Source organism: Candidatus Methanoperedens nitratireducens, from assembly GCF_900196725.1.
Lineage (GTDB): Archaea > Halobacteriota > Methanosarcinia > Methanosarcinales > Methanoperedenaceae > Methanoperedens > Methanoperedens nitroreducens_A.
Genome location: NZ_FZMP01000181.1, coordinates 1 through 18,848, shown reverse-complemented (window position 1 = coordinate 18,848; position 18,848 = coordinate 1). Strand labels below are relative to the sequence as shown.

The following is an 18,848-nucleotide window of genomic DNA, read 5'->3' as shown; positions in this document are numbered from 1 at the left end:
CTATGAATTGGTAACCACCTGTTAACTTAAGGTTAATGTCCACTGACCCACTGGGGGTAAACCCATAGTACAAAATGAAATATCATCTGCCAAATTTCACAATGCATAGGAGTAGTTTATTTTATAACTGTGATGAAATGTTTATCAGTTTTACCCCAACAGGTGTCTGGACATTAACGTTAAGTTAACGGCATCCTGAAACCTGCCGATTGGTTCGAACCTATTTAGGTCTATAATATCCCCATTTATCCAGCGCCTGCTGCAATTCCCTGTGTTTTGCAGCATATTCTTTTAAGTCCGTCCCTTCCATAGATGCCTCGATCGCCTGCATCACTGCCATAGCGCCCGCGCGCGTACCTTCCGGGTGCCCGTGGATACCGCCGCTAACGAGGAGCGCGCAGTCGTTCCCAAGGATATTCATTACTGTAGGTACCAGGCCAGGGTGAAGACCTCCTGAAGAGACGGGCAACACAGGCTTTATCGTACCCCAGTTCTGCGGGAGCATATCTTCCGCTTTTACATCGCGGTTTCGCAGCATAGTGGCGATCCGGGTAACTTCCGTTTTAGTGCCTACGAGTTTTCCGACAGCGGTTCCCACATGGATCTCATCAACTCCTATCAATCTCATCATTTTTGCTAAAAAATACATCGAAATGCCGTGTTTGGGATTGCGGTCAAACGCCGCATGCATGGCGCGGTGGGCATGTATGGCTATACCGAGGTCGCCGCATTCTTCACGCATCGTCTGGACTGCCGCAGTCCCGCATGTGACGACGTCTATCATGGCAAATCTCCATCCGGAGTCATGAAGCAGCCTTGCCTTGCGCATCATCTCTTTTGTCTCGCCTGTGATGTTAAGAAGGGCATCCTTCTGCTCCCCGGTTTCCTTCTCTGCCCTGTCCCTTAATTTTGCCATGCGCTCTACCCTGTCCTCGAAGCGGTTAAAAGAAGTGGAGGTCAGGTTCTCATCATCCTTAACAAGATCAAAGCCGCCCATCCATGTTTCATATGCGACCTCCGCATGTTCTTCCGCGCTAAAACCGATCTTTGGCTTTGGCACAGCGCCTGTGAGCGGGCGTTTTTCAATTTTAAGGAGAGACCTCAAACCCGCAATGCCATGATGCGGTCCCCTGAAGCTTTTAATATAATTTTCCGGAAGCGAGGCATCTATCAACCTGAGGTTTCGAAGTGCTTTCATTCCGAAAATATTGCCTGCGATGCCGCTTAGCAGTTGAGGCGCATTCCCGGGTTCCCAGAGGTCTATCGGATAGGCTACTTTAACGTAATTGCCGTTCAGTTCAAAAGCACGCGCCTTTATCTTAGCCACTCTCTCAGGCAGCCTGGTAAGCGTGGTCCAGGTGCCGGCGGAACTCTCTGAGGCTATCCTCCCGACAGCTTCCTCGGCGCTTATCCCTTTTGCCGGCTCAAAATAGTAAAGGCAGACAAGGTCGTCTTTTGCAGGAGTATAGTTCAGGTCTACGAATTCATTATACCAGTCGATTTTCTCAGCCATATTCGCTATGAGACCTTGACCTTTCGTCCCCGTTCCTGCAAGAGGTTTATGAAATCGTCCTTATCGCTGTATTTTTTAAGTTCTTTGTCTTCCACCATAACAGTCCTTTCGATATTTTTGGTTTTACTGGCTCCATGTACTACAACGAGCGACTGTGTGTGTGCGACCTCAGAAATGCTGCTCATAAGATGAGCTTTTTTTATCGTTGTGGTAGTATATTCACCTATTCCCGTCAGTATCGTGGCGTTCTTATCCCTTTTGTTCGCAGATATGGACACGGCATCAAACGGCGCCTGTGAGATAGGCAGGACATCGAACCCCATGTCCTGAAGGAGAGTTAGTATGTCTGAGGATTCTTTTTTAACGTTCTCAAGCGTCAGGCTGTCCTGCCTCTGGAGTTCAGGCAAAAGACGCTTCTCAAATAAGCTTACTGCGAGTGCGAACCCCTTGTTAAGTATCTCCTCAAGCCGCATTGCTACGTCTACGCTGGCTGCCATTTCGCCGTCCTCGTATTTGCTTATCGTTCTTCTGGAGACGCCAAGCGAGGATGCAAGGGCTCCGAGTGAGATACTTTTCCTGATGCGCTCTTCTTTAAGAGTAGCCCCATCGATATTTACATATAGACCGCCGTGCTCGGCATAGATAAGGGGCGGGGAATTCTCAATAAAGTAATCATTCAATGTGTCGATATCAAAGGCAGGAAGCCCGTACCTGAAGTAAACCACGCCCGTCTCAAGGGAGTGGTCGCGCGTTTTCTCGCCTATGACCACAGGGCTCCCGTTCAAATGCTTTGAGAGGAACAGCATCTCTTCGGCTGTTTCTTCGTTTAAGCCGTCGATATTATACAGTACTTTGATCAAAAGCAGCAGTTTATCACGCCGCGCTGCAAGGTCAAAACTCCTGGGACGGATATCGCAGCGGTCCGAGATGATAAAACCAGCATTGATCAAAATGCCGATAACTTTATTTATAAGCAATTCCTTGTTCATCAAATTTTGATTGTTTCTACTTCTATATAAATGGTTGCCAAAGTTTATTATACAGGTTTGCAAAAGTGAGGTTCCATGATTATAGGGCTCGATGACACGGATTCAAAAAACGGCATGTGCACGACGTATCTTACAGCCGTGCTCATCGAGAAACTCAAGGGCTACGGGACGATCAAAGGATATCCACTGTTGATCCGCCTGAACCCGAATATAAAGTATAAAACACGGGGGAATGCCGCCCTGGCTCTTCCTGTTGAACTGAATCGCAGCGCAGACGCAGAAAATGTTAAACAATTAGTTACTTCCACGCTTGAGGAAATGGCTGTCTTTTCTGAAGAGAACACAAACCCAGGGGTAGTTTTCATTGAGAAGACTCCACAGCGGATGCAAAACGACCTCTCCTTATTTTCCATGCGCGCCGTGCAGGATGTGCTGGAAATCCATGAAGCCCTGGAATTGCTCGCGCGCCACGGGATAAGCTACCGGGGATATAAGAACAAAAGAGGTCTTATCGGTGCTCTTGCTGCAGCGGGCTTTGCCCTGTGCGGTCTTCCTGATCCTACATTTGAGCTTATTGCCTACCGGGAAAAAGAGAGGTGGGGCACGCCAAGATGGATGGATGAAGATTCAGTGTGGGCTGCCGCTGCGACCCCCGGCACATGGGACACGGCAGACTATGAGAACAAGCGTATCGTGTTCGCTCCCCATTCGCCCGACCCTATCCTGTTTGGCATCCGCGGAAGAAGCGAAGACGCGGTGAGGTGTGCTTTTTTGATGATAAAGAGCGAGCCTGTTGAAAGGCATGTGGTCTATAAGACAAACCAGAATACTGATATGCATCTTATCAGTGCAAAAATCAGCGACGTCCAGGATGACCGCTCGTATATTCTTGACGGCAGAGTCAGCAAAGCGCCCAAAACAATCGAAGGCGGGCATGTTATATTTGAAATTTCGGACACCTGCGCCGCGCTGGAGTGCGCTGCTTTTGAGCCCACGAAAGGATTCCGCCACTTAATAAGGCAGCTCCGCGCCGGAGATGAGGTGACAGTGTACGGAAGCGTAAAAGAACGCACACTTAACCTTGAGAAGATCAAGATCAACTCACTGAACCTGTATGAATCGAGAAATCCCCTCTGCTGCGGGAAACGGATGAAATCCATGGGCAGGGGGCAGGGCTACAGGTGCGAGAAATGCGGCGCGACAAGGAAAGAACCTGTAACGGAAAGTTTGCAGAGGAACATTTCGCCTGGGTTCTACGAAGTACCGCCTTCGGCGCGCAGGCACCTGGCGAAACCGCTGGTCAGATTTGACATGCCTCCGGCGGCATCCTCTTGTGCTCATTAGCCCGCATCAGTTTCACCAGCCTGTCCACCTGCTCAGGTAGGAATTTTTTCTTAATATCAGAAATCTCCCGTTTCTCATCCACAAGCATGGTGAGGATTTTATCAGCTATCTCGTAAGTAACACCAAGCTCTCCCTCATCGGTCTGCCCCTGCCATAAGCCTGCTGTCGGGACTTTATCAATAATCTTTGCAGGTACACCCATTTGCCGCGCAAGACCCCTGACCTGCGTCTTATAAAGACAGCCTATGGGTTCTATATCCACCCCGCCGTCGCCGTATTTTGTAAAATAACCGAGAAGCAGTTCTGTCTTATTCCCGGTCCCAACGACCATCAGGTTCATCAGGTTGGCGTGGTAGTACAATATGCACATCCGCGTTCGCGCCTTCAGGTTCCCGTTCGCTGACCTGGCTGTTATATCAAAATCAGGGATAACAGATGAAAAAGATTGTAAGACCTTTGATATCTCGGCTACCCTGTGCTCAATGTGCAGGAGCTTTACGACCTCCAGTGCGTCATCGATGTCCTCTTTGGATGTCATGCCACTTTCGGGCATCAGTATTCCCAGTACATTTTCAGGACCGATGGCTTCTACTGATAGATATGCGGTTAACGTAGAGTCGATTCCCCCGCTTAAACCGATAACCGCGCCTTTTGCGCCAGCACCTTCCACTTTCGAGCGTATGAAGCTTATGAGCTTGTTTTTTATATCGGGATAACTCTGGATCATCCATTTAATGATAGAGTGCTTCATTTATCTATTTTTTCCAACTGATGGGCATTTGCAAATGCATTCCCCGGTCAGTATTCAAGAGTTTCTGCTGTATTTTATAGTGTTAAACAGATAGAAAGGATAGTGTTAACTTTAAATCATAGTCTCATTCATGATATTTTCGCTCTGTCCCTCTGTGCACCGGTATGAAAACAGGCACTGTTTAAACAACGAACTGGTACGAACTGACACGAACTCACGCAACCCGAGTTAGTACGAGTTCGTACCAGTTCGTTGTTAACGCCTGTTTTTGTATTGCTTTTTATATTCATTTATGAACCGCATTCATAGCCGACTCAGTGGTTGATTATCTTGTTTCGGCTTATTTTAATGAAGTTAACACAACCCTCGAAAGAGTAAATAACTATAAATAGCATATAATGCACGTTAATATAAGCCAAAAGCTATATATCATCAATAATCATTAAGAATCTGGAGAACTGATGCAAACAGGTGTATATATCTGCCATTGCGGGTCGAACATAGCAGGCACTATAGATGTTGAGGAAGTAAGGAAACATGCAGAGCGATTAAAAGATGTTGCTGTTGCCCGCGATATTACTTTCGCATGCGGCGATGCCGGGCAGGAACAGATTAAGAAAGACATAGCCGAGCATAAGCTTGACAGGATTGTGGTAGCGGCATGCTCGCCGCGCCTCCATGAAATAACATTCAGGCGCGTGCTTGAGCAGTCGGGCATCAACCCCCATCTTCTTGAGATGGTCAATATCAGGGAACAGGGGTCATGGGTGCATGCGGATAAACACAGCCTTGCAACACAGAAAGCCAAAGACCTTGTATCGATGGGTGTGGCACGCGTGGCGCTGCTTACCCCTCTTGATAAGAGGACCGTGCCTGCAAATAAGGATGTCCTGGTTATCGGGGCTGGCGTAGCCGGGATTGAGGCTGCTCTTTCCCTGGCTAACATGGGCGTCAAAGTGCATCTTGTTGAGAAGGAGCCAACTATTGGCGGAAAGATGGCTTTGATGAACGAGGTATTCCCTACAAACGACTGCTCTATGTGCGTTCTTGCTCCCAGGATGTCAGAAGTCCAGAATAATCCGGATATCACGCTTTATACTTATTCCGAAGTAACGAACATAGAAGGGAAAGCGGGCAATTTCAATATCACTGGAGTAAAGAAACCGCGCTACATTGACGAGAAGAAGTGCAAAGGGTGCATAGATATCTGCGCCCGCGTCTGCCCGATCGAAGTGCCGAACCAGTTCGATTTCGGCATAGGCAGGCGGAAGTCCGTCTATATACCTTTTGCGCAGGCTGTGCCGCTGGTGGCGTGCATCGATGAGCACTGCGTGGGCTGCGACCTGTGCAGGCTTGCATGCCCCGCCGAGGCTGTTGACTTCTCACAGAAACCGGAAAAATTCGAATTCAATGTTGGCGCAGTTATCCTTGCAACAGGATACCAGCCCTTTGATGCCGCACGGAAAGAAGAATACGGGCACGGCAGGTACAGGAACGTCGTAACCAGCCTTGAACTTGAACGTATGCTCAGCGCGGCAGGTCCCACCCACGGCAGGGTAGTTTCCCCCTCAACAGGAGAAGATGTAAAAAGCGTAGCTTTCATCCTGTGTGTCGGGTCAAGGGACGAGCAGGTGGGAAATCCATACTGCTCAAAAGTGTGCTGCATGGCTTCTATAAAGAACGCCATCCTCATCTCGGAAAAATATCCTGATGCAAAAATAACAATTCATTACATCGATATCCGCGCAGGCGGCGAGATGTACGAAGAATATTACAGGCGCGCCCAGGAGAGGGGCATCTCATTCGTTCGCGGACGCGTGGCGGAAGTGGAGGAATCGGAAGGTAAAACATTCATCCGCTACGAGGACACTCTCATGGGAGAAACCTGCCGCGAGCCGTATGACCTGGTTGTGCTGGCAGTCGGCATGGAGGCTAACAGGGATGCGCAGGCACTGGGAAAGATGCTGAACCTCTCCACCCGCCCCGACCGTTTCTTCCAGAGCGCACATCCCAAGATGCGCCCTGTACAGACGCACACAAAAGGCGTGTTCATCGCAGGATGCGCCTCGGGCGCCAAAGAGATACAGGTGTCCATCGAACAGGGAAGCGCCGCGGCAGCCAAGGCTGAGAGCCTGCTGCATAAAGGCGAACTGGAGATAGAACCCATGAGCGCCTACGTACTGCCTGAATTGTGCGACGGATGCCGTATCTGCGAGAGCGTATGCAAGTTCGGGCGTATTAAAGTAGCAGATAAAAAAGCCAGCGCCGATGAGTTAGAATGCCAGGGATGCGGCGCGTGCAGCGCAGCGTGCCCTAACGGCGCGATCCAGCTCCGGAATTATACGGATGACCAGATAATGGCTCAGATAAGGGAAGCTACGCGGGAAATTAACGAATATCCGCTTGTTATCGGTTTCCTTTGCCACTGGTGCTCATATGCAGCAGCCGACCTTGCAGGTTCCCTGAGGCTGCAATATCCCACAAACATCAGGAACATCAGGGTACTGTGCGCCGGGAGAGTGAACCCCTCATTTGTCCTTGAGGCTCTGCGGCGGGGGGCTGACGGCGTGCTTGTGGCAGGATGCAGGCTCGGCGAGTGCCATTATACCATAGGGAACTACTGCGCCCTCCAGAGGATGGATGTGCTGTCAAAGCTGCTTGTCGATATGGGTTTTGATGAGAGGCGGCTGCGTGTTGAGTGGATAGCTGCAAGCGAAGGTGAGAAGTTCGCAGGCACTATAAAGGATTTCGTGAAGCAACTGAAAGAAACAGGACCTATAGGGAGCGAGTTTAAGGAATGAGCGAAGAACAAAATCTTGACATTACTGTGGATAGCGAGGTAAATGGCTCGCACTTCCTGTTCACCCAGAAAACAGGGAAATCAAAGAGAGTCCTGGATTACGATTATAAACGCTGCAATGGCTGCGGTATTTGTGTCGAGGTTTGCCCCAAAAAAGCAATAGAGCCCGGACCGATAATCGAGATTGCCACCGGCCTTGACGCTCCTCCTGTTATCGTAGACCATACCAGGTGCTCGTTCTGCGGTATGTGCGCATCGTTCTGTCCCGTAAAGGCTTTTAATATGTCGGTGAACGACAGGAACATCTTTGAACTTGCAGAGTTCCCGCATCTTGATTCAAGCGTTGTGTTCAATGATAAGTGCCTGCCCTGCCTTATATGCAAGAAAGCCTGTCCCGAAGAGGCTATCAGCGTGGAACTGGCATTCCCGAAAAAAGATACAGTAGCGCCGTTCCAACCCGGAAAGACCGGTGAGATCGAAGTGGATATGGACAAATGTACTTTATGCGGCGCCTGCGCGGACCTGTGCCCGGCATTTGTGCTCGTTGAGAAAAAATCAAAAGCCGATGACCTCATGCCTTTTGATAACCTGCTGGTTGACAGGGCGAAGTGCGACTATTGCGGCATCTGCGTCCCTTTCTGCCCTGAAGAGGCGATAAAAGTGAAAGGGGATTTTGACCCGCATGATATAAAAAAATTCGCGCCGAAGCTCACTGGGAACATCAAAGTAGATAACGACAAATGCACACGCTGCGGCTGGTGCGAGGCGGTATGCCCGTATGATGCGGCGGTTGTTACAAAGCCTTTTGAGGGTGATATTGAGCTGATAGACGCAAAACTTAAAGGCTGCGATCCTGTAGGCTGTCATGGGTGCTTCAACGTGTGCCCTTCAAAAGCATGGATCATCCCTTCGGATAAGAAGATTGATGTTGTGAAGGATTTCTGCACCTACTGCGGCGCATGTGAGAGAGCGTGCCATGTAAAGGCTATCGGAGTTAAAAGAACAGATGTGAAACATACTCCAGTAGCAGAGGCGCCATGGGCGCAGGACTGGGAGAAGGCTATCGCGTCCCTTACAACTGATGACAGGAAAAGACCTGATGTCTCGCGCACCTTGCAGGCAGATAAGGCTGAGAGAAAAATCGAGCCGCCGCTTGTCAGACCTGATGTAAATCATAAATTAAAATTGGTGGATGAGAGGATCTCACAGGTCTCATCGCTCCTGGGTGATAAACTGGTACGGCGCGCATGGGAGAAAAAAGAGCCAGCCGTTGCGATGCAGGAAATAAAGAAACGGCTCTTAAAATCCTCATCCTGATATCATAGCGGATATCGAGGAATATTTTAATCTTCAATTTTTCAGGCGATGTTACGGGACGACACCGGATACATCCCATGTTTTAACAGGCAGGTTTTTATATTTCGATTCCCTGCCCGCTTTTATTAACTCCAGAACCTCCCCATAATATTCCCCATGCTTTTGAAAGATCCGGTCATATTCGTTAATCAACTGCGAGTCATACTTTTTAAGGAAATCCGTGACGCAATCCCATATCCCTTCTTTCAACCTCAGCCTGTCCACAAGCACATACTTAGGTTTCACATCTGCAATAACGTTGAGGAGCAATTCAACGTCTGTAATATAAGGCATCACTGGTCCCATGAATACCCATGTATCTATGCCGTTCTTCCGAAGCTCCTCCAGCGCATTCAGCCTCTCCTGGACAGCCGGCGCGCCGGGCTCAAGTTTTTGCCGCACGATGTCATCGTGCGATGTGAGCGTTATGCCCACTTCGATCTTTGAGAATCTCTTCAACAAATCCATGTCCCTGAGGACAAGAGAGGATTTTGTCTGGATGCACACTGGAAAGTCGTGCATCTGCAGAAGTTCAAGACACCTGCGGGTTATCTCATATTTTTTCTCGGCTGGCTGGTAAGGGTCTGTCACAGTACCAAGCCCCACAACGCCTTTTTTCTTTGTCCTGAGTTCTTTTGACAAAACACGCGGAAGGTTTATTTTTACCTCAACAAGGTCACCCCATTTTCCTTTGTCCCAGTAAATTACCGATGGCGCATAACAATATATGCAGGCGTGCGCGCAGCCCCTGTAAGGATTGAGGGCGTAATCAAGACCCGGAAGTTGCGAAGGGGAGAGGGCGGTTTTGACTTTTATTTCTTTTATCATTTTTCTATCTACCAAAAAAATCCTCAAGCCCGCGCTGGAACAATGTCTCTTTCAACACAGTACTCTCCTTTATCCACCTCTCCTTCGGGATAACAAGCCTTGTGGAAATATATTTAAAAGCCTCATCCAGAGACGGGAATTTCCCGGGCTGTGTTTTCAGCGCAGCCCTCACATTCTCTCTCACGTTCCACACCCCGACTGGCATTATGTAGCCGGGATGCGCTTCTCTGAGTATTACCACTCGCGCCTGCCTTCTTTCTTTCACGAGATATTCATTCACCGCAAGCCGTGCCGCATAGTAACAGCCGCCGATCTCCGCGTAGGTCGTTCTTCCTTCAAAACCTTCGGATGAGGACATTATCGCAACTTCCTTCCCGAACGGGTTCCAGACAGTATTGGGATACCATGCCTCTATAAGCTCATAGCTCCAGGCGCGCGGCATCATAAGGACAACGAACCTGTTATCCAGCTGCCAGGATTCAAAAACAAGGTATTCGTTGATCAACGGGAAATCCTTCATTTTCTCCATAAGATGAGCGCCTACCATGCTGTCCACTGCCGTGATGCTCCACCGTGTCGGAACAAAACGGCGCGCTTTGCCCTCGCCGAAAGCGCCGACGCTGAAAGCTTTCTGGATGCTTGAAACCAGGGTCCCGTCCTTATAGAGCGAGAGCACAGCCTCTTTTGCTTTCAAGTCGGTATCACAATATGCTTTTTCCATCTTCTGGTCAAATCTCGTGTTTCCAACATCAATTTTCTTAAGCGGCGCCGTCGGTCCGAAGGGCTGCACCTCGTCATCGAGAACAAGCCTTGCGCTTGGCTTTTTTAAGAACTCAGCCTCAACATCGATAGGCGATGAACACAGAGCCATCTCACGCGTAGCTTCTATGATGTGGCTGCTCTCAAGGTCTCTTATATGCACAAGATGTTTTCCCCGCACGAGCTGGGAGCGGAAGTCCACGATATCATCGATACTTCTGCCGATCCACATCTCAGGCGTATCGAGAAGTGTTGTATCGCCGTGCGATGGAGGGATGAGCGGGCCCACAGAGACATACGGGTATCCTATCCTGCCCACGAATACTCCGGGCGGAGAGGAGCCGTCGATGTTCAGGCTGTCAGTGAGCGGCTTGACTTTAACGCTGGAATAGAATTTGATAAGAACAGGACACCTGTCTTTGCCGCATAATAATTTTGCGCCCCTGCACAGGATGCAGAGGGAATCACTGCCGCTGAACAGCGAATCTACCGAGTCCATGCATCAATTGACGATATACAGGGATATAAAACAAATGTAAGCTCTGTGAAAGTAAACCTGGCAAAAGGATTATACCCGCCGGAGTAATTAAGCCAATCCCATGTTCATTGAGATAGACGGCTGGATGGCAAAACTGCGGTTCTCAGCATGCCATTTCATTCCGAATCACCCGAAATGCGGCTGCCTGCACGGACATACATATGCGATCAGCGTGCGAATAGAAGGCGAGCAGGTGGGGGAGTTCATCATCGATTTTGAGCAGGTTAAAGGGATCGTCAATACTATCTGCGACAGGCTTGACCACAGGGTCCTGATAGCAGAGCAAGACCCGCGCCTGCGGATAGAGAAAAAAGGGAGCGTGTCCATTGAAATAATAGAGAGTGAAAAGAAATATGTGCTGCCGTCAGAGGATGTCGTGTTCCTGCCCACAAGATCCGTAAGTGCAGAGGACTTATGCAAGTATTTTACATCAGGTATCGCAACAGCGCTAAAATCAAACGGTGCAGAGAATATTACAAAAATCCATGTAAGGGTGGATGAGGGGATAGGGCAGGGCGCGGGCTGCGAGTTTGAGATGTAAAAAGATTAAAGAACAAATTTATATCCAGTCAATCTATCATAGTCAATTGATTTTCAGGAAGCACTAAACTACTTCCCTCGGGTCTGCAATTTCCCCTTTCAGCGCACTTGCAGCCGCAGTCTCCGGCGATGAGAGGTATATCAAGCCGCCAGCCCCCATCCTGCCTTTGAAGTTGCGGTTGGATGTAGAAAGGCACGTTTCACCCTCGCATATCACTCCCATATGCGCTCCCAGGCACGGTCCGCAGCCCGGCGGCGCGATGATGACGCCCGCTTTCAGGAGCGTCGCGATTATGCCAGCTTCTGTTGCTTTGATAAGAACAGAGCGCGAGGCAGGCAGGACAATCGTTCTTGCTTTGACTTTTTTGCCGCTCAGGATTCTTGCAACAGCCTCCAGGTCTTCGTAACGCCCGTTTGTGCATGAGCCAATGAAGACCTGGTCAAGCGGGGTTCCTGCGACTTTCGCGACGGTAAATACATTATCCACTTCATGAGGCTTTGCGACCTGTGGCTCCAGGTCTCCGATATCGAAATTATACTCCTCGCAATACTGTGCATCCTTATCTGCATATACCGGCGTGTATTTTTCACGTGCAATCCTTTTAAGGAATTCAAAGGTCTTTTCGTCGGGCGGTACTATGCCGGCTTTTGCTCCCATTTCGATAGCCATATTGCACAGAGTCATGCGTCCGGCGATAGATAGCTCGCTTATCGTCTCGCCGTAGTATTCTACGGCTTTATAGTTCGCCCCATCTGCGCCCACATTCTTGATGATATTAAGCGTCATATCCTTTGCAGACACGCCTTTTTGCAGTTTGCCTTCGACCGTTATCCTGATAGTTTGCGGCACGCGCAGCCACAGCTTTCCTGTAGCAAAAACCTCAGTCATATCTGTTGCGCCAACGCCTGTAGCAAAAGCGCCAAAGGCGCCGTAGGTGCATGAATGCGAATCCGCACCTATTATCAGCTTTCCCGGCAGGGCGAACCCCTGCTCCGGAAGAACCTGGTGGCATATGCCGCCTCCGATATCAGAAAAGTTGGTGATGCCCTGCTCTTTTACCCAATTTCTTATGCCCTGCTGCAATTTTGCGGCTGTCTCGTTATTGGCAGGCGCGATATGGTCAAAGGGTATTATTATTCGCTTCGGGTCCCACACCTTTTTTATACCCATCTCCTTGAACGCTTTTACAGCCAGCACGCTTGTTCCGTCGTGAGCCATTGCGTAATCTACATCGGCTACTATAAAGTCATCAGCTATTGCAGGCTTCCCGGCGGCTCTGCCGAGTATCTTTTCGCTTATGGTAGACATCGGCTGGTTATTGTGAGTTTATAATAGATAGAAGTTTGCATTTGGACGAACCCATCCGTTAATTTGACAGGATAACAGGATTAACAGGATAAACTGTAAAAATCTATCCTGTCAATCCTATCAATCTTGTTAATCCTGTCCATTGGCTGATTTTTAACCTTTAAAAGCAATAAGTAATTTGAGAGAATTGAAAAATCCCTTTTCTCTCTATCCGCCCACCGCATATCTCGTCCGCACCATGAATAAAGCCGTCAGAGTCATCTGCGCCAGCGGTATATCCAGAGGGATATTTGAGAGTCCGATATCGAATTTCGTTTTCTTGTTCCTGTCGCACAGGACGGCATTCCCGTTTGCAAGGATCAGGGTCTGTATCCATTCCCTGGCATTCGCATCAAAGAGATTGAACTTGAATTTCAGGGTGCCCAGGTCCTCGAATTCAATGTCAAGGAACATCCATGCTTCACGTTCACCCATGTCCCCGTTGATCATAGACCATTTGCTGTGCATAGTAACCCCGGGATACTTATCCTTGTTCTTGAGATTTTTTTTCAGGAGGATCGCAGGGATTTTTATTTCATGGTCGCCAATGTCGGTGACTTTTGAAAAAACATATTCTGCATCCATGCAGCCCCCTAACTCCTTTTCCAGAAGTTTTTTCCCTTCTTTCGGGTTCAGGGTATCGACTTTTGATCTCATCAATTGCGTTGCCATTTTTTATATCTCCTGAGTTTGGGTCAGAGTGAGAGAGTAAGAGATACTGGTTTAAGGGAGTGGTGGATGATCACTCCGGAGCCAGCCTTCCTATAGTTACTTAGATAAAATCGGATGCTATATATATTTATTCATTTAAATAATAATAGTTATGGTTATCATTATGAAAAAGAGGTTTGTTAGAGATGATTGTTTATAGAGCTATTTAAGGCATTGAATGTGTCAAGGACCGCTGTTTTGAAAAAATAGGCATCCAAGCGCGGATGCATGAAGGTTTCTATCTCCTATTGGTTGCTATGCTTCTTTTGTCCTGAATCGTTGTGGATATAAGGTTGGTAAATTGCATAGAAAATCATAAATATATAATTATTTATTCAATGAAATGATTTTTCTTGATTTTTTCAAATATCTTTGTACCCTTTTCAGTCGGAATATACTTCTTCCATGTATGCTTATCGGGAGTGATACACCGAATCAGCCCCATTTCTTCCAATTCACGCATTGCATAACTTATATTCTGCAATGATCTCCCTGTCGAATCTGCTATATCAGATGCCTGTATCATCCTTTTTTCGTGCATCATTTTCAATACTATCAGTCTTCTGTCCACTCCCAGAACCCACATTGTTAAATCCTCAATATTGATAAGTCCCAGAATGAATAAGGTAATCATATTATCATTGGTAGCCGGTAGGCAGTCAACTTGTTCGTATGTGTTTTCTTCTTTAGATTGCTGTTGCTGTAATGGATCATCACCAGCATCGGTACAAGGCTTATTAGTTAGAATTTCTCCTCTTGTGGTGAAAGGCATTATAGCTGCAAAAGAAAGCAGAAATAAAAATATAGCTAACAGGAAGCTCAATTTGTAGAAAGGTTTTTCCTTATTCATACGTTAATCCTTTTTGTATTCAATTCTTTTTTCTTGATATTATCCTTTTGCATAAATCAATATTCTTCTCGACCAGAAGAAATCAACATTTTAAAATCGATAAGACAAATGAAATTCTAACAATTTATAACAATACATCACAAATACGAAAAATTTATAACATTTAATACTCATAGTCCATCAAACAGGTCAAACATTCACTATGGTTTCGTATATGGTGATTTCTGTTTGAAAAGGAGGAACAATAATATATGCCATCTAATATAAGCATGGAATTTGATAGCCGTCTCGATGACTTCTCAACGTTTTTGAGTTCTTGGATTGAAACAAAAACCGATGTAGAAACACTAAAGAAACTGGAAAAAGGAGCGAATTAAAATGGTGGATATTTCATTACTTGATCCGGCAATATTAACAAATATCCTTTTAATAGCCATCAGCGGAACTCTTATTTGTCTTGGTGTGCATTTTGTGCCCGTCGGGGGAGCACCGGCGGCAATGGCACAGGCTACTGGTATAGGAACAGGTACTGTGGAACTGGCAGCAGGTTCCGGGCTTGTGGGCTTGATAACAGGGGCTTATATGTACGCGAATGTAGAAAATGCACCTATGGCTTTAGTACTCGCCGCAGGAGCAGTAGGTTCAATGATAATGATATCGAGCGCAATGCTTGCAGCCAGTTTAATTTACGCTTATGGCGTCGGAGTGCCATTTGCTTCAGCCCAGGTTAAACGCGACCCCATAACACGTGAGCGACAGGACATTTATATGTCAAAAGGAACTCAGGGACAGGGAATTCCGACCGTATGTTTTGTAAGTGGAGTAATAGGGGCTGCTCTTGGAGGAATCGGAGGTTCTCTCATCTATTATGTCCTGGTAGGCATATACAGTCCGTTGATAAGCGCAACAAGCGCAGCAGCAGTTGCGGGCGTATTTACCATGGGTGTTTTCTATGTTAATGCTGTTGTTCCATCATATGGTGTGGGCGGCACAATTGAGGGATTCCATGATCCCAAGTTCAGGCGCGTTCTTCCAAAGGATACTCTCACAAGCTTTGTTGTAAGCCTGGTTTGCGGTGCTGCGGCAGTATTGATTGCAACAGGAATGTAATACAAAGCGACCATTTAGAAATACCAGCGGAGGATTGCCTGGAACATCGCTTTATTTCCTGCAAAAGGAGCAAAATACATGATGAAAGTAATTATTCAAATCGATAGTATAGAAGTAATACAGTCGGAAAAGAGGTACAATGAGCCTGGAGTTTAGCTCAACAGTTGCAGGAGGCTTATTAGCCATATTCCTGATAGTTCTATTAGGCCCCTTTCTGATTAAAAAAATAGAGCACAATCTCGAGGTTTTCCTTTTTTCCATGGGTGTACTGGCAGTAACAATTAACTCAATCTTCCTGAAGGCGTCATCCAACCCTGGTATAGGTGCTGAGGAGACTTTACCTAACTGGAACTTGAATCTGGCTGAAAAAGCACTTATCGATCCTATCGAGATAACGCTTGCCGTACTATTTGCAGGACTTATCTTCCATTACGGTCGCGGGCACATCCGCACCATCATGCAAAAAATATTGACCAGGATACCACTTAAGATAGTGGTCTTTTTAGTCATCGTGGTGCTCGGTCTTCTCTCAAGTGTGATTACCGCTATCATCTCTGCACTACTACTTGTTGAGATAGTTAGCGCTCTACAGGTAAATCGGAAAACGATGATAAACCTGACGATAATCGCATGCTTTGCAATAGGACTCGGAGCTGCACTTACCCCTATTGGAGAGCCCCTTTCTACTATTGTGATAAAGACCAAACTCAAGGAGGACTTCTTCTATCTGGCTGACCTGCTTGGCACATATATAATTCCAGGAGTGCTGGCATTCGGTTTAATAGGTCTTTTCATTGTCTCTAAGAAAGAAAAAGATAATGTAAAGGAAAAAGTCGTATCGACAGAAGACACTCATGAGAGAATAAGGGACGTGCTCGTCAGAGCAGCAAAGGTGTATGTATTCGTAATGGCTCTTGTCCTTCTTGGAACTGGCTTTACGCCTATCATTGAGTGGTATGTAACCAAAATGGCAGGAGAAGCTCTTTACTGGGTGAACATGGTATCCGCAATTCTGGATAATGCTACTCTTGCTGCTGCTGAGGTCGATCCCTCCATGATAGTACCTGGCGCACCTGACCCGGCAATCAAGATTAAAAGCGTACTGATGGGGTTGCTTGTATCCGGTGGTATGCTTATACCCGGCAATATACCCAATATCATCTCAGCCAATAAGCTTGGAATAACAAGCAAGGAATGGGCAAGGCTCGGAGTGCCTCTCGGTCTGGTAGCAATGCTAGTATATTTCATAATTCTCTATGCGCCGAACTATATATCGTAATTAGATAAACAATGATGAGAAAACAATGTTATGTAAACACTGTGGACACACTATTATGATAGCAGGAGGTATGTACTTTCATACAGAGAATGGTTTCTCCCATACCTGCAAGATATGTGGTTGCAGGTTTCCGGAAAATGATGAAAATCGTATGGGAGACAATATATGAAAATACAGTTGATCAATAAAGAAAGAATTAAGGAGAGAATTAAGAACCTGGGAACAGGAATACTACTCGTAATTATAGGCATATTCTTTGCTGTATTGATGATTGCATGGCTATTATATAGTATCTTTATTTCTTCTAAAGGTTAGGCATCATTAAAATTAAATCAAGTGCAAAAAACTCCTATATGGTGCCTAACCGGAATTTAAATAAAGACATATCCTGAAACTAAAGATTGTGTAGGCTTCAAAAACAGTAAATTGAAATATAAGAAATCAAAAATAATAATATAAAGGAGGATAAAATGTTCGAAAAGGTTCTATTTCCAACAGATTTTTCAGAGTATGCACATAAAACTCTTGAGTGTATTCGTGAGATTCCTGGCATAAAAGAGGTTGTTTTATTGCATGTAGTTGATGCAACACATCCTTCTCCAAAGCATGGCTGGACTCATGGACCGCATATCGAGAATGCCAAGATTCTCATGGAAGAGAAGAAAAAATACCTCGAGAATCTTGGGTTGAAAGTGAAAATAAAAGTGGATGTGATAACAGAAGGTGAAGTTTATATAGAGATTCTGGAAACTGCGGAAAAAGAAAAAGCCTCCTTGATTGTTATGGGTGCACGAGGTAAAAGCAAAATAAAGGATCTCTTTCTTGGAAGCGTTTCTTCAAAAGTCGTGCATCATGCAAAGACAGATCTTCTTATCATGCGATATAAATTAGTGGAAGACCTGGAAGGTTTGAAACATGAAAAATTCTGCCCGATGATTTTCTCAAAAGTCCTTTTGCCGACTGATTTTTCCGAACCTGCAAAGAAGACAATATCGTTTATGAAAGAAATAAAAGATATTAAAGAAATGGTTCTTCTGAATGTGGTCAGTAAAGGGGAGACAGAGGAAGAAATAGAGGAAAATGTCAATGAGGCGAAAAGCAAGCTTGGCGATATCAGAGAGGTGCTTAGCGAAGCAGGTTTTAATGTGAAAGATCATGTTCGTGTGGGAAACCCGCCCGAAGAAATAATCTCAACTGCTGAGGACGAGGATGTCTCATTAATAGCGATTAGCCCACATGGTAAAGGCTGGTTCAGGGAATTGCTGGTAGGAAGCACCACCTGTGCAGTAGTGAGGAGAGCAAATAGACCAGTTCTGGTTGTGAGAGCTAAGTGAGTTGTCCAATCAGATATATCCAAGGATAAAAGCATCGTTTATTGTCTTATTATTTTTGATTCTTGTGGTGCTTCTTATATTGGTAAGCATAAACATCTCTGGCATGGCTTTCAGGAAGCTGGGTTTCCTCCAGAATATTCTGTTTATTTTCTTTTCTTGTCGCTGCTTGGCAGTTATGTGAACTTCCCTATCAAAAAGCTCGTGTCGCGTGTGCCTGTAATAACAGGTAAAGGGAGCGATTTTCATTGGTCAAGTTACGCTTCATCTCTTGAAGTCGAGCGGAGCATATTCATAGCGGTTAATCTTGGAGGTGCTGTTATTCCGGTAGTTATGTCCGTATTTCTGTCTACAATGGTAAGTCTGGTTGATGTGCTGATAGGAATCGTGGTCATGACAATCGTTATCCACAGGATAGCAAGACCCGTAAAAGGTTCAGGGATATCAATTCATGTGCTGCTCCCTCCATTTCTGGCCGCTGCATTGGCTCTTATAATCTCTCCTCAAGAAGCCCCTATAATCGCCTATATCTCAGGCACGCTTGGATGCCTTATCGGTGTTGATATATTAAACCTGAAAAAAATCCCTGACTTGGGAATAAAAGTAGTTTCGATAGGAGGAGCAGGAACATTTGATGCAATATTCCTGACGGGTATAATATCTGTTCTGCTAGCGTAAGGCCTCAGCAAAGGCAGTAACGCCGAGGATTTTTACAATCATATACGTTGAGAGGTCATGCAAGTATGCTGATGTATTCGCTCAAAAATTAAACCAGTATCTCCGAAGAAAAATAACCCCATT

17 protein-coding genes are annotated in these 18,848 nt (G+C 46.4%); 9 read left to right on the top strand and 8 right to left on the bottom strand.

All coding sequences use genetic code 11. The features are described from left to right. Positions 1-220: 220 nt before the first annotated feature. Complete coding sequence (gene rbcL, locus MNV_RS11710; protein WP_096206144.1) at positions 221-1,513, bottom strand: type III ribulose-bisphosphate carboxylase; 1,293 nt, start codon at positions 1,511-1,513, stop codon at positions 221-223. Between the two features lie 5 nt (positions 1,514-1,518). Further along, on the bottom strand, positions 1,519-2,502 hold the full coding sequence (locus MNV_RS11705; protein WP_096206143.1) for a transcriptional regulator: 984 nt from the start codon (positions 2,500-2,502) through the stop codon (positions 1,519-1,521). A gap of 75 nt (positions 2,503-2,577) precedes the next feature. Here MNV_RS11705 and MNV_RS11700 point away from each other — a divergent pair, with 75 nt between their 5' ends. Beyond that, positions 2,578-3,846 (top strand): tRNA(Ile)(2)-agmatinylcytidine synthase, encoded by a 1,269-nt coding sequence (locus MNV_RS11700; RefSeq protein WP_096206142.1) that lies wholly within the window; start codon positions 2,578-2,580, stop codon positions 3,844-3,846. Here the strand turns inward: MNV_RS11700 and MNV_RS11695 are convergent. Beyond that, positions 3,803-4,573, bottom strand: a complete 771-nt coding sequence (locus MNV_RS11695) for an NAD+ synthase (RefSeq protein ID WP_096206146.1) — start codon at positions 4,571-4,573, stop codon at positions 3,803-3,805. The genes MNV_RS11700 and MNV_RS11695 overlap by 44 nt on opposite strands. Positions 4,574-5,058: 485 nt before the next feature. Between MNV_RS11695 and hdrA2 the strand changes: the two genes are divergently transcribed. Next, entirely contained in the window at positions 5,059-7,398 is a 2,340-nt protein-coding gene (gene hdrA2 / locus MNV_RS11690; protein WP_096206141.1) for a CoB-CoM heterodisulfide reductase HdrA2, read from the top strand. Further along, positions 7,395-8,714 carry a 4Fe-4S binding protein gene (locus MNV_RS11685; RefSeq protein ID WP_096206140.1) on the top strand — a complete coding sequence of 440 codons (1,320 nt, stop codon included), beginning with the start codon at positions 7,395-7,397 and terminating at the stop codon, positions 8,712-8,714. The genes hdrA2 and MNV_RS11685 overlap by 4 nt, the downstream gene beginning before the upstream one ends. A 51-nt stretch (positions 8,715-8,765) precedes the next feature. On the opposite strand, the gene MNV_RS11680 is transcribed toward MNV_RS11685, so the two are convergent. Next, positions 8,766-9,596, bottom strand: coding sequence for an SPL family radical SAM protein (locus tag MNV_RS11680; protein ID WP_143311754.1), 831 nt, complete (start codon positions 9,594-9,596; stop codon positions 8,766-8,768). Then, positions 9,586-10,839, bottom strand: coding sequence for an Nre family DNA repair protein (locus tag MNV_RS11675; RefSeq protein WP_096206138.1), 1,254 nt, complete (start codon positions 10,837-10,839; stop codon positions 9,586-9,588). Before MNV_RS11675 ends, MNV_RS11680 begins: the two co-directional genes overlap by 11 nt. Positions 10,840-10,939: 100 nt before the next feature. Here MNV_RS11675 and MNV_RS11670 point away from each other — a divergent pair, with 100 nt between their 5' ends. Beyond that, complete coding sequence (locus MNV_RS11670; RefSeq protein WP_096206137.1) at positions 10,940-11,419, top strand: 6-pyruvoyl trahydropterin synthase family protein; 480 nt, start codon at positions 10,940-10,942, stop codon at positions 11,417-11,419. 63 nt (positions 11,420-11,482) lie between these two features. Here MNV_RS11670 and MNV_RS11665 read toward each other — a convergent pair whose 3' ends face one another. The 3 genes from MNV_RS11665 to MNV_RS20795 form a co-directional block, all read right to left on the bottom strand. Next, the gene (locus MNV_RS11665) at positions 11,483-12,727 is read right to left on the bottom strand and encodes a 3-isopropylmalate dehydratase large subunit (protein ID WP_096206136.1); all 1,245 of its coding nucleotides are present in this window, start codon (positions 12,725-12,727) and stop codon (positions 11,483-11,485) included. A gap of 207 nt (positions 12,728-12,934) precedes the next feature. Then, positions 12,935-13,438, bottom strand: coding sequence for a hypothetical protein (locus tag MNV_RS11660; RefSeq protein ID WP_096206135.1), 504 nt, complete (start codon positions 13,436-13,438; stop codon positions 12,935-12,937). Between the two features lie 370 nt (positions 13,439-13,808). Beyond that, complete coding sequence (locus MNV_RS20795; RefSeq protein WP_257000042.1) at positions 13,809-14,327, bottom strand: winged helix-turn-helix domain-containing protein; 519 nt, start codon at positions 14,325-14,327, stop codon at positions 13,809-13,811. Positions 14,328-14,705: 378 nt separating this feature from the next. On the opposite strand from MNV_RS20795, the gene mtrD reads away from it, so the two are divergent. The 5 genes from mtrD (at position 14,706) to MNV_RS11635 (ending at position 18,725) form a co-directional block, all read left to right on the top strand. Then, positions 14,706-15,437: a tetrahydromethanopterin S-methyltransferase subunit D gene (gene mtrD, locus MNV_RS11650; RefSeq protein ID WP_096206134.1), complete on the top strand. Its 732-nt coding sequence runs from the start codon at positions 14,706-14,708 to the stop codon at positions 15,435-15,437. Between the two features lie 139 nt (positions 15,438-15,576). Beyond that, complete coding sequence (locus MNV_RS11645; RefSeq protein ID WP_096206133.1) at positions 15,577-16,716, top strand: DUF1646 family protein; 1,140 nt, start codon at positions 15,577-15,579, stop codon at positions 16,714-16,716. A gap of 165 nt (positions 16,717-16,881) precedes the next feature. Then, a complete protein-coding gene (locus tag MNV_RS19700) occupies positions 16,882-17,031 on the top strand; it encodes a hypothetical protein (protein ID WP_179293958.1) in 150 nt (49 codons plus the stop codon). Positions 17,032-17,186: 155 nt separating this feature from the next. Further along, complete coding sequence (locus MNV_RS11640; RefSeq protein WP_096206132.1) at positions 17,187-18,050, top strand: universal stress protein; 864 nt, start codon at positions 17,187-17,189, stop codon at positions 18,048-18,050. Positions 18,051-18,206: 156 nt separating this feature from the next. After that, the gene (locus MNV_RS11635; RefSeq protein ID WP_218838010.1) at positions 18,207-18,725 is read left to right on the top strand and encodes a DUF1614 domain-containing protein; all 519 of its coding nucleotides are present in this window, start codon (positions 18,207-18,209) and stop codon (positions 18,723-18,725) included. The last annotated feature ends 123 nt before the right edge of the window (positions 18,726-18,848 follow it).

Excerpts from the sequence above, each read along its gene's own strand:
- MNV_RS11670 (WP_096206137.1), top strand. The coding sequence starts at position 10,940 with ATGTTCATTGAGATAGACGGCTGGATGGCAAAACTGCGGTTCTCAGCA.
- MNV_RS11695 (WP_096206146.1), bottom strand. The coding sequence starts at position 4,573 with ATGATCCAGAGTTATCCCGATATAAAAAACAAGCTCATAAGCTTCATA.
- rbcL (WP_096206144.1), bottom strand. The coding sequence starts at position 1,513 with ATGGCTGAGAAAATCGACTGGTATAATGAATTCGTAGACCTGAACTAT.
- MNV_RS11645 (WP_096206133.1), top strand. The coding sequence starts at position 15,577 with ATGAGCCTGGAGTTTAGCTCAACAGTTGCAGGAGGCTTATTAGCCATA.
- MNV_RS11665 (WP_096206136.1), bottom strand. The coding sequence starts at position 12,727 with ATGTCTACCATAAGCGAAAAGATACTCGGCAGAGCCGCCGGGAAGCCT.
- MNV_RS20795 (WP_257000042.1), bottom strand. The coding sequence starts at position 14,327 with ATGAATAAGGAAAAACCTTTCTACAAATTGAGCTTCCTGTTAGCTATA.
- MNV_RS11700 (WP_096206142.1), top strand. The coding sequence starts at position 2,578 with ATGATTATAGGGCTCGATGACACGGATTCAAAAAACGGCATGTGCACG.
- MNV_RS11705 (WP_096206143.1), bottom strand. The coding sequence starts at position 2,502 with ATGAACAAGGAATTGCTTATAAATAAAGTTATCGGCATTTTGATCAAT.
- mtrD (WP_096206134.1), top strand. The coding sequence starts at position 14,706 with ATGGTGGATATTTCATTACTTGATCCGGCAATATTAACAAATATCCTT.
- MNV_RS19700 (WP_179293958.1), top strand. The coding sequence starts at position 16,882 with ATGAAAATACAGTTGATCAATAAAGAAAGAATTAAGGAGAGAATTAAG.
- MNV_RS11660 (WP_096206135.1), bottom strand. The coding sequence starts at position 13,438 with ATGGCAACGCAATTGATGAGATCAAAAGTCGATACCCTGAACCCGAAA.
- hdrA2 (WP_096206141.1), top strand. The coding sequence starts at position 5,059 with ATGCAAACAGGTGTATATATCTGCCATTGCGGGTCGAACATAGCAGGC.
- MNV_RS11675 (WP_096206138.1), bottom strand. The coding sequence starts at position 10,839 with ATGGACTCGGTAGATTCGCTGTTCAGCGGCAGTGATTCCCTCTGCATC.
- MNV_RS11640 (WP_096206132.1), top strand. The coding sequence starts at position 17,187 with ATGTTCGAAAAGGTTCTATTTCCAACAGATTTTTCAGAGTATGCACAT.
- MNV_RS11685 (WP_096206140.1), top strand. The coding sequence starts at position 7,395 with ATGAGCGAAGAACAAAATCTTGACATTACTGTGGATAGCGAGGTAAAT.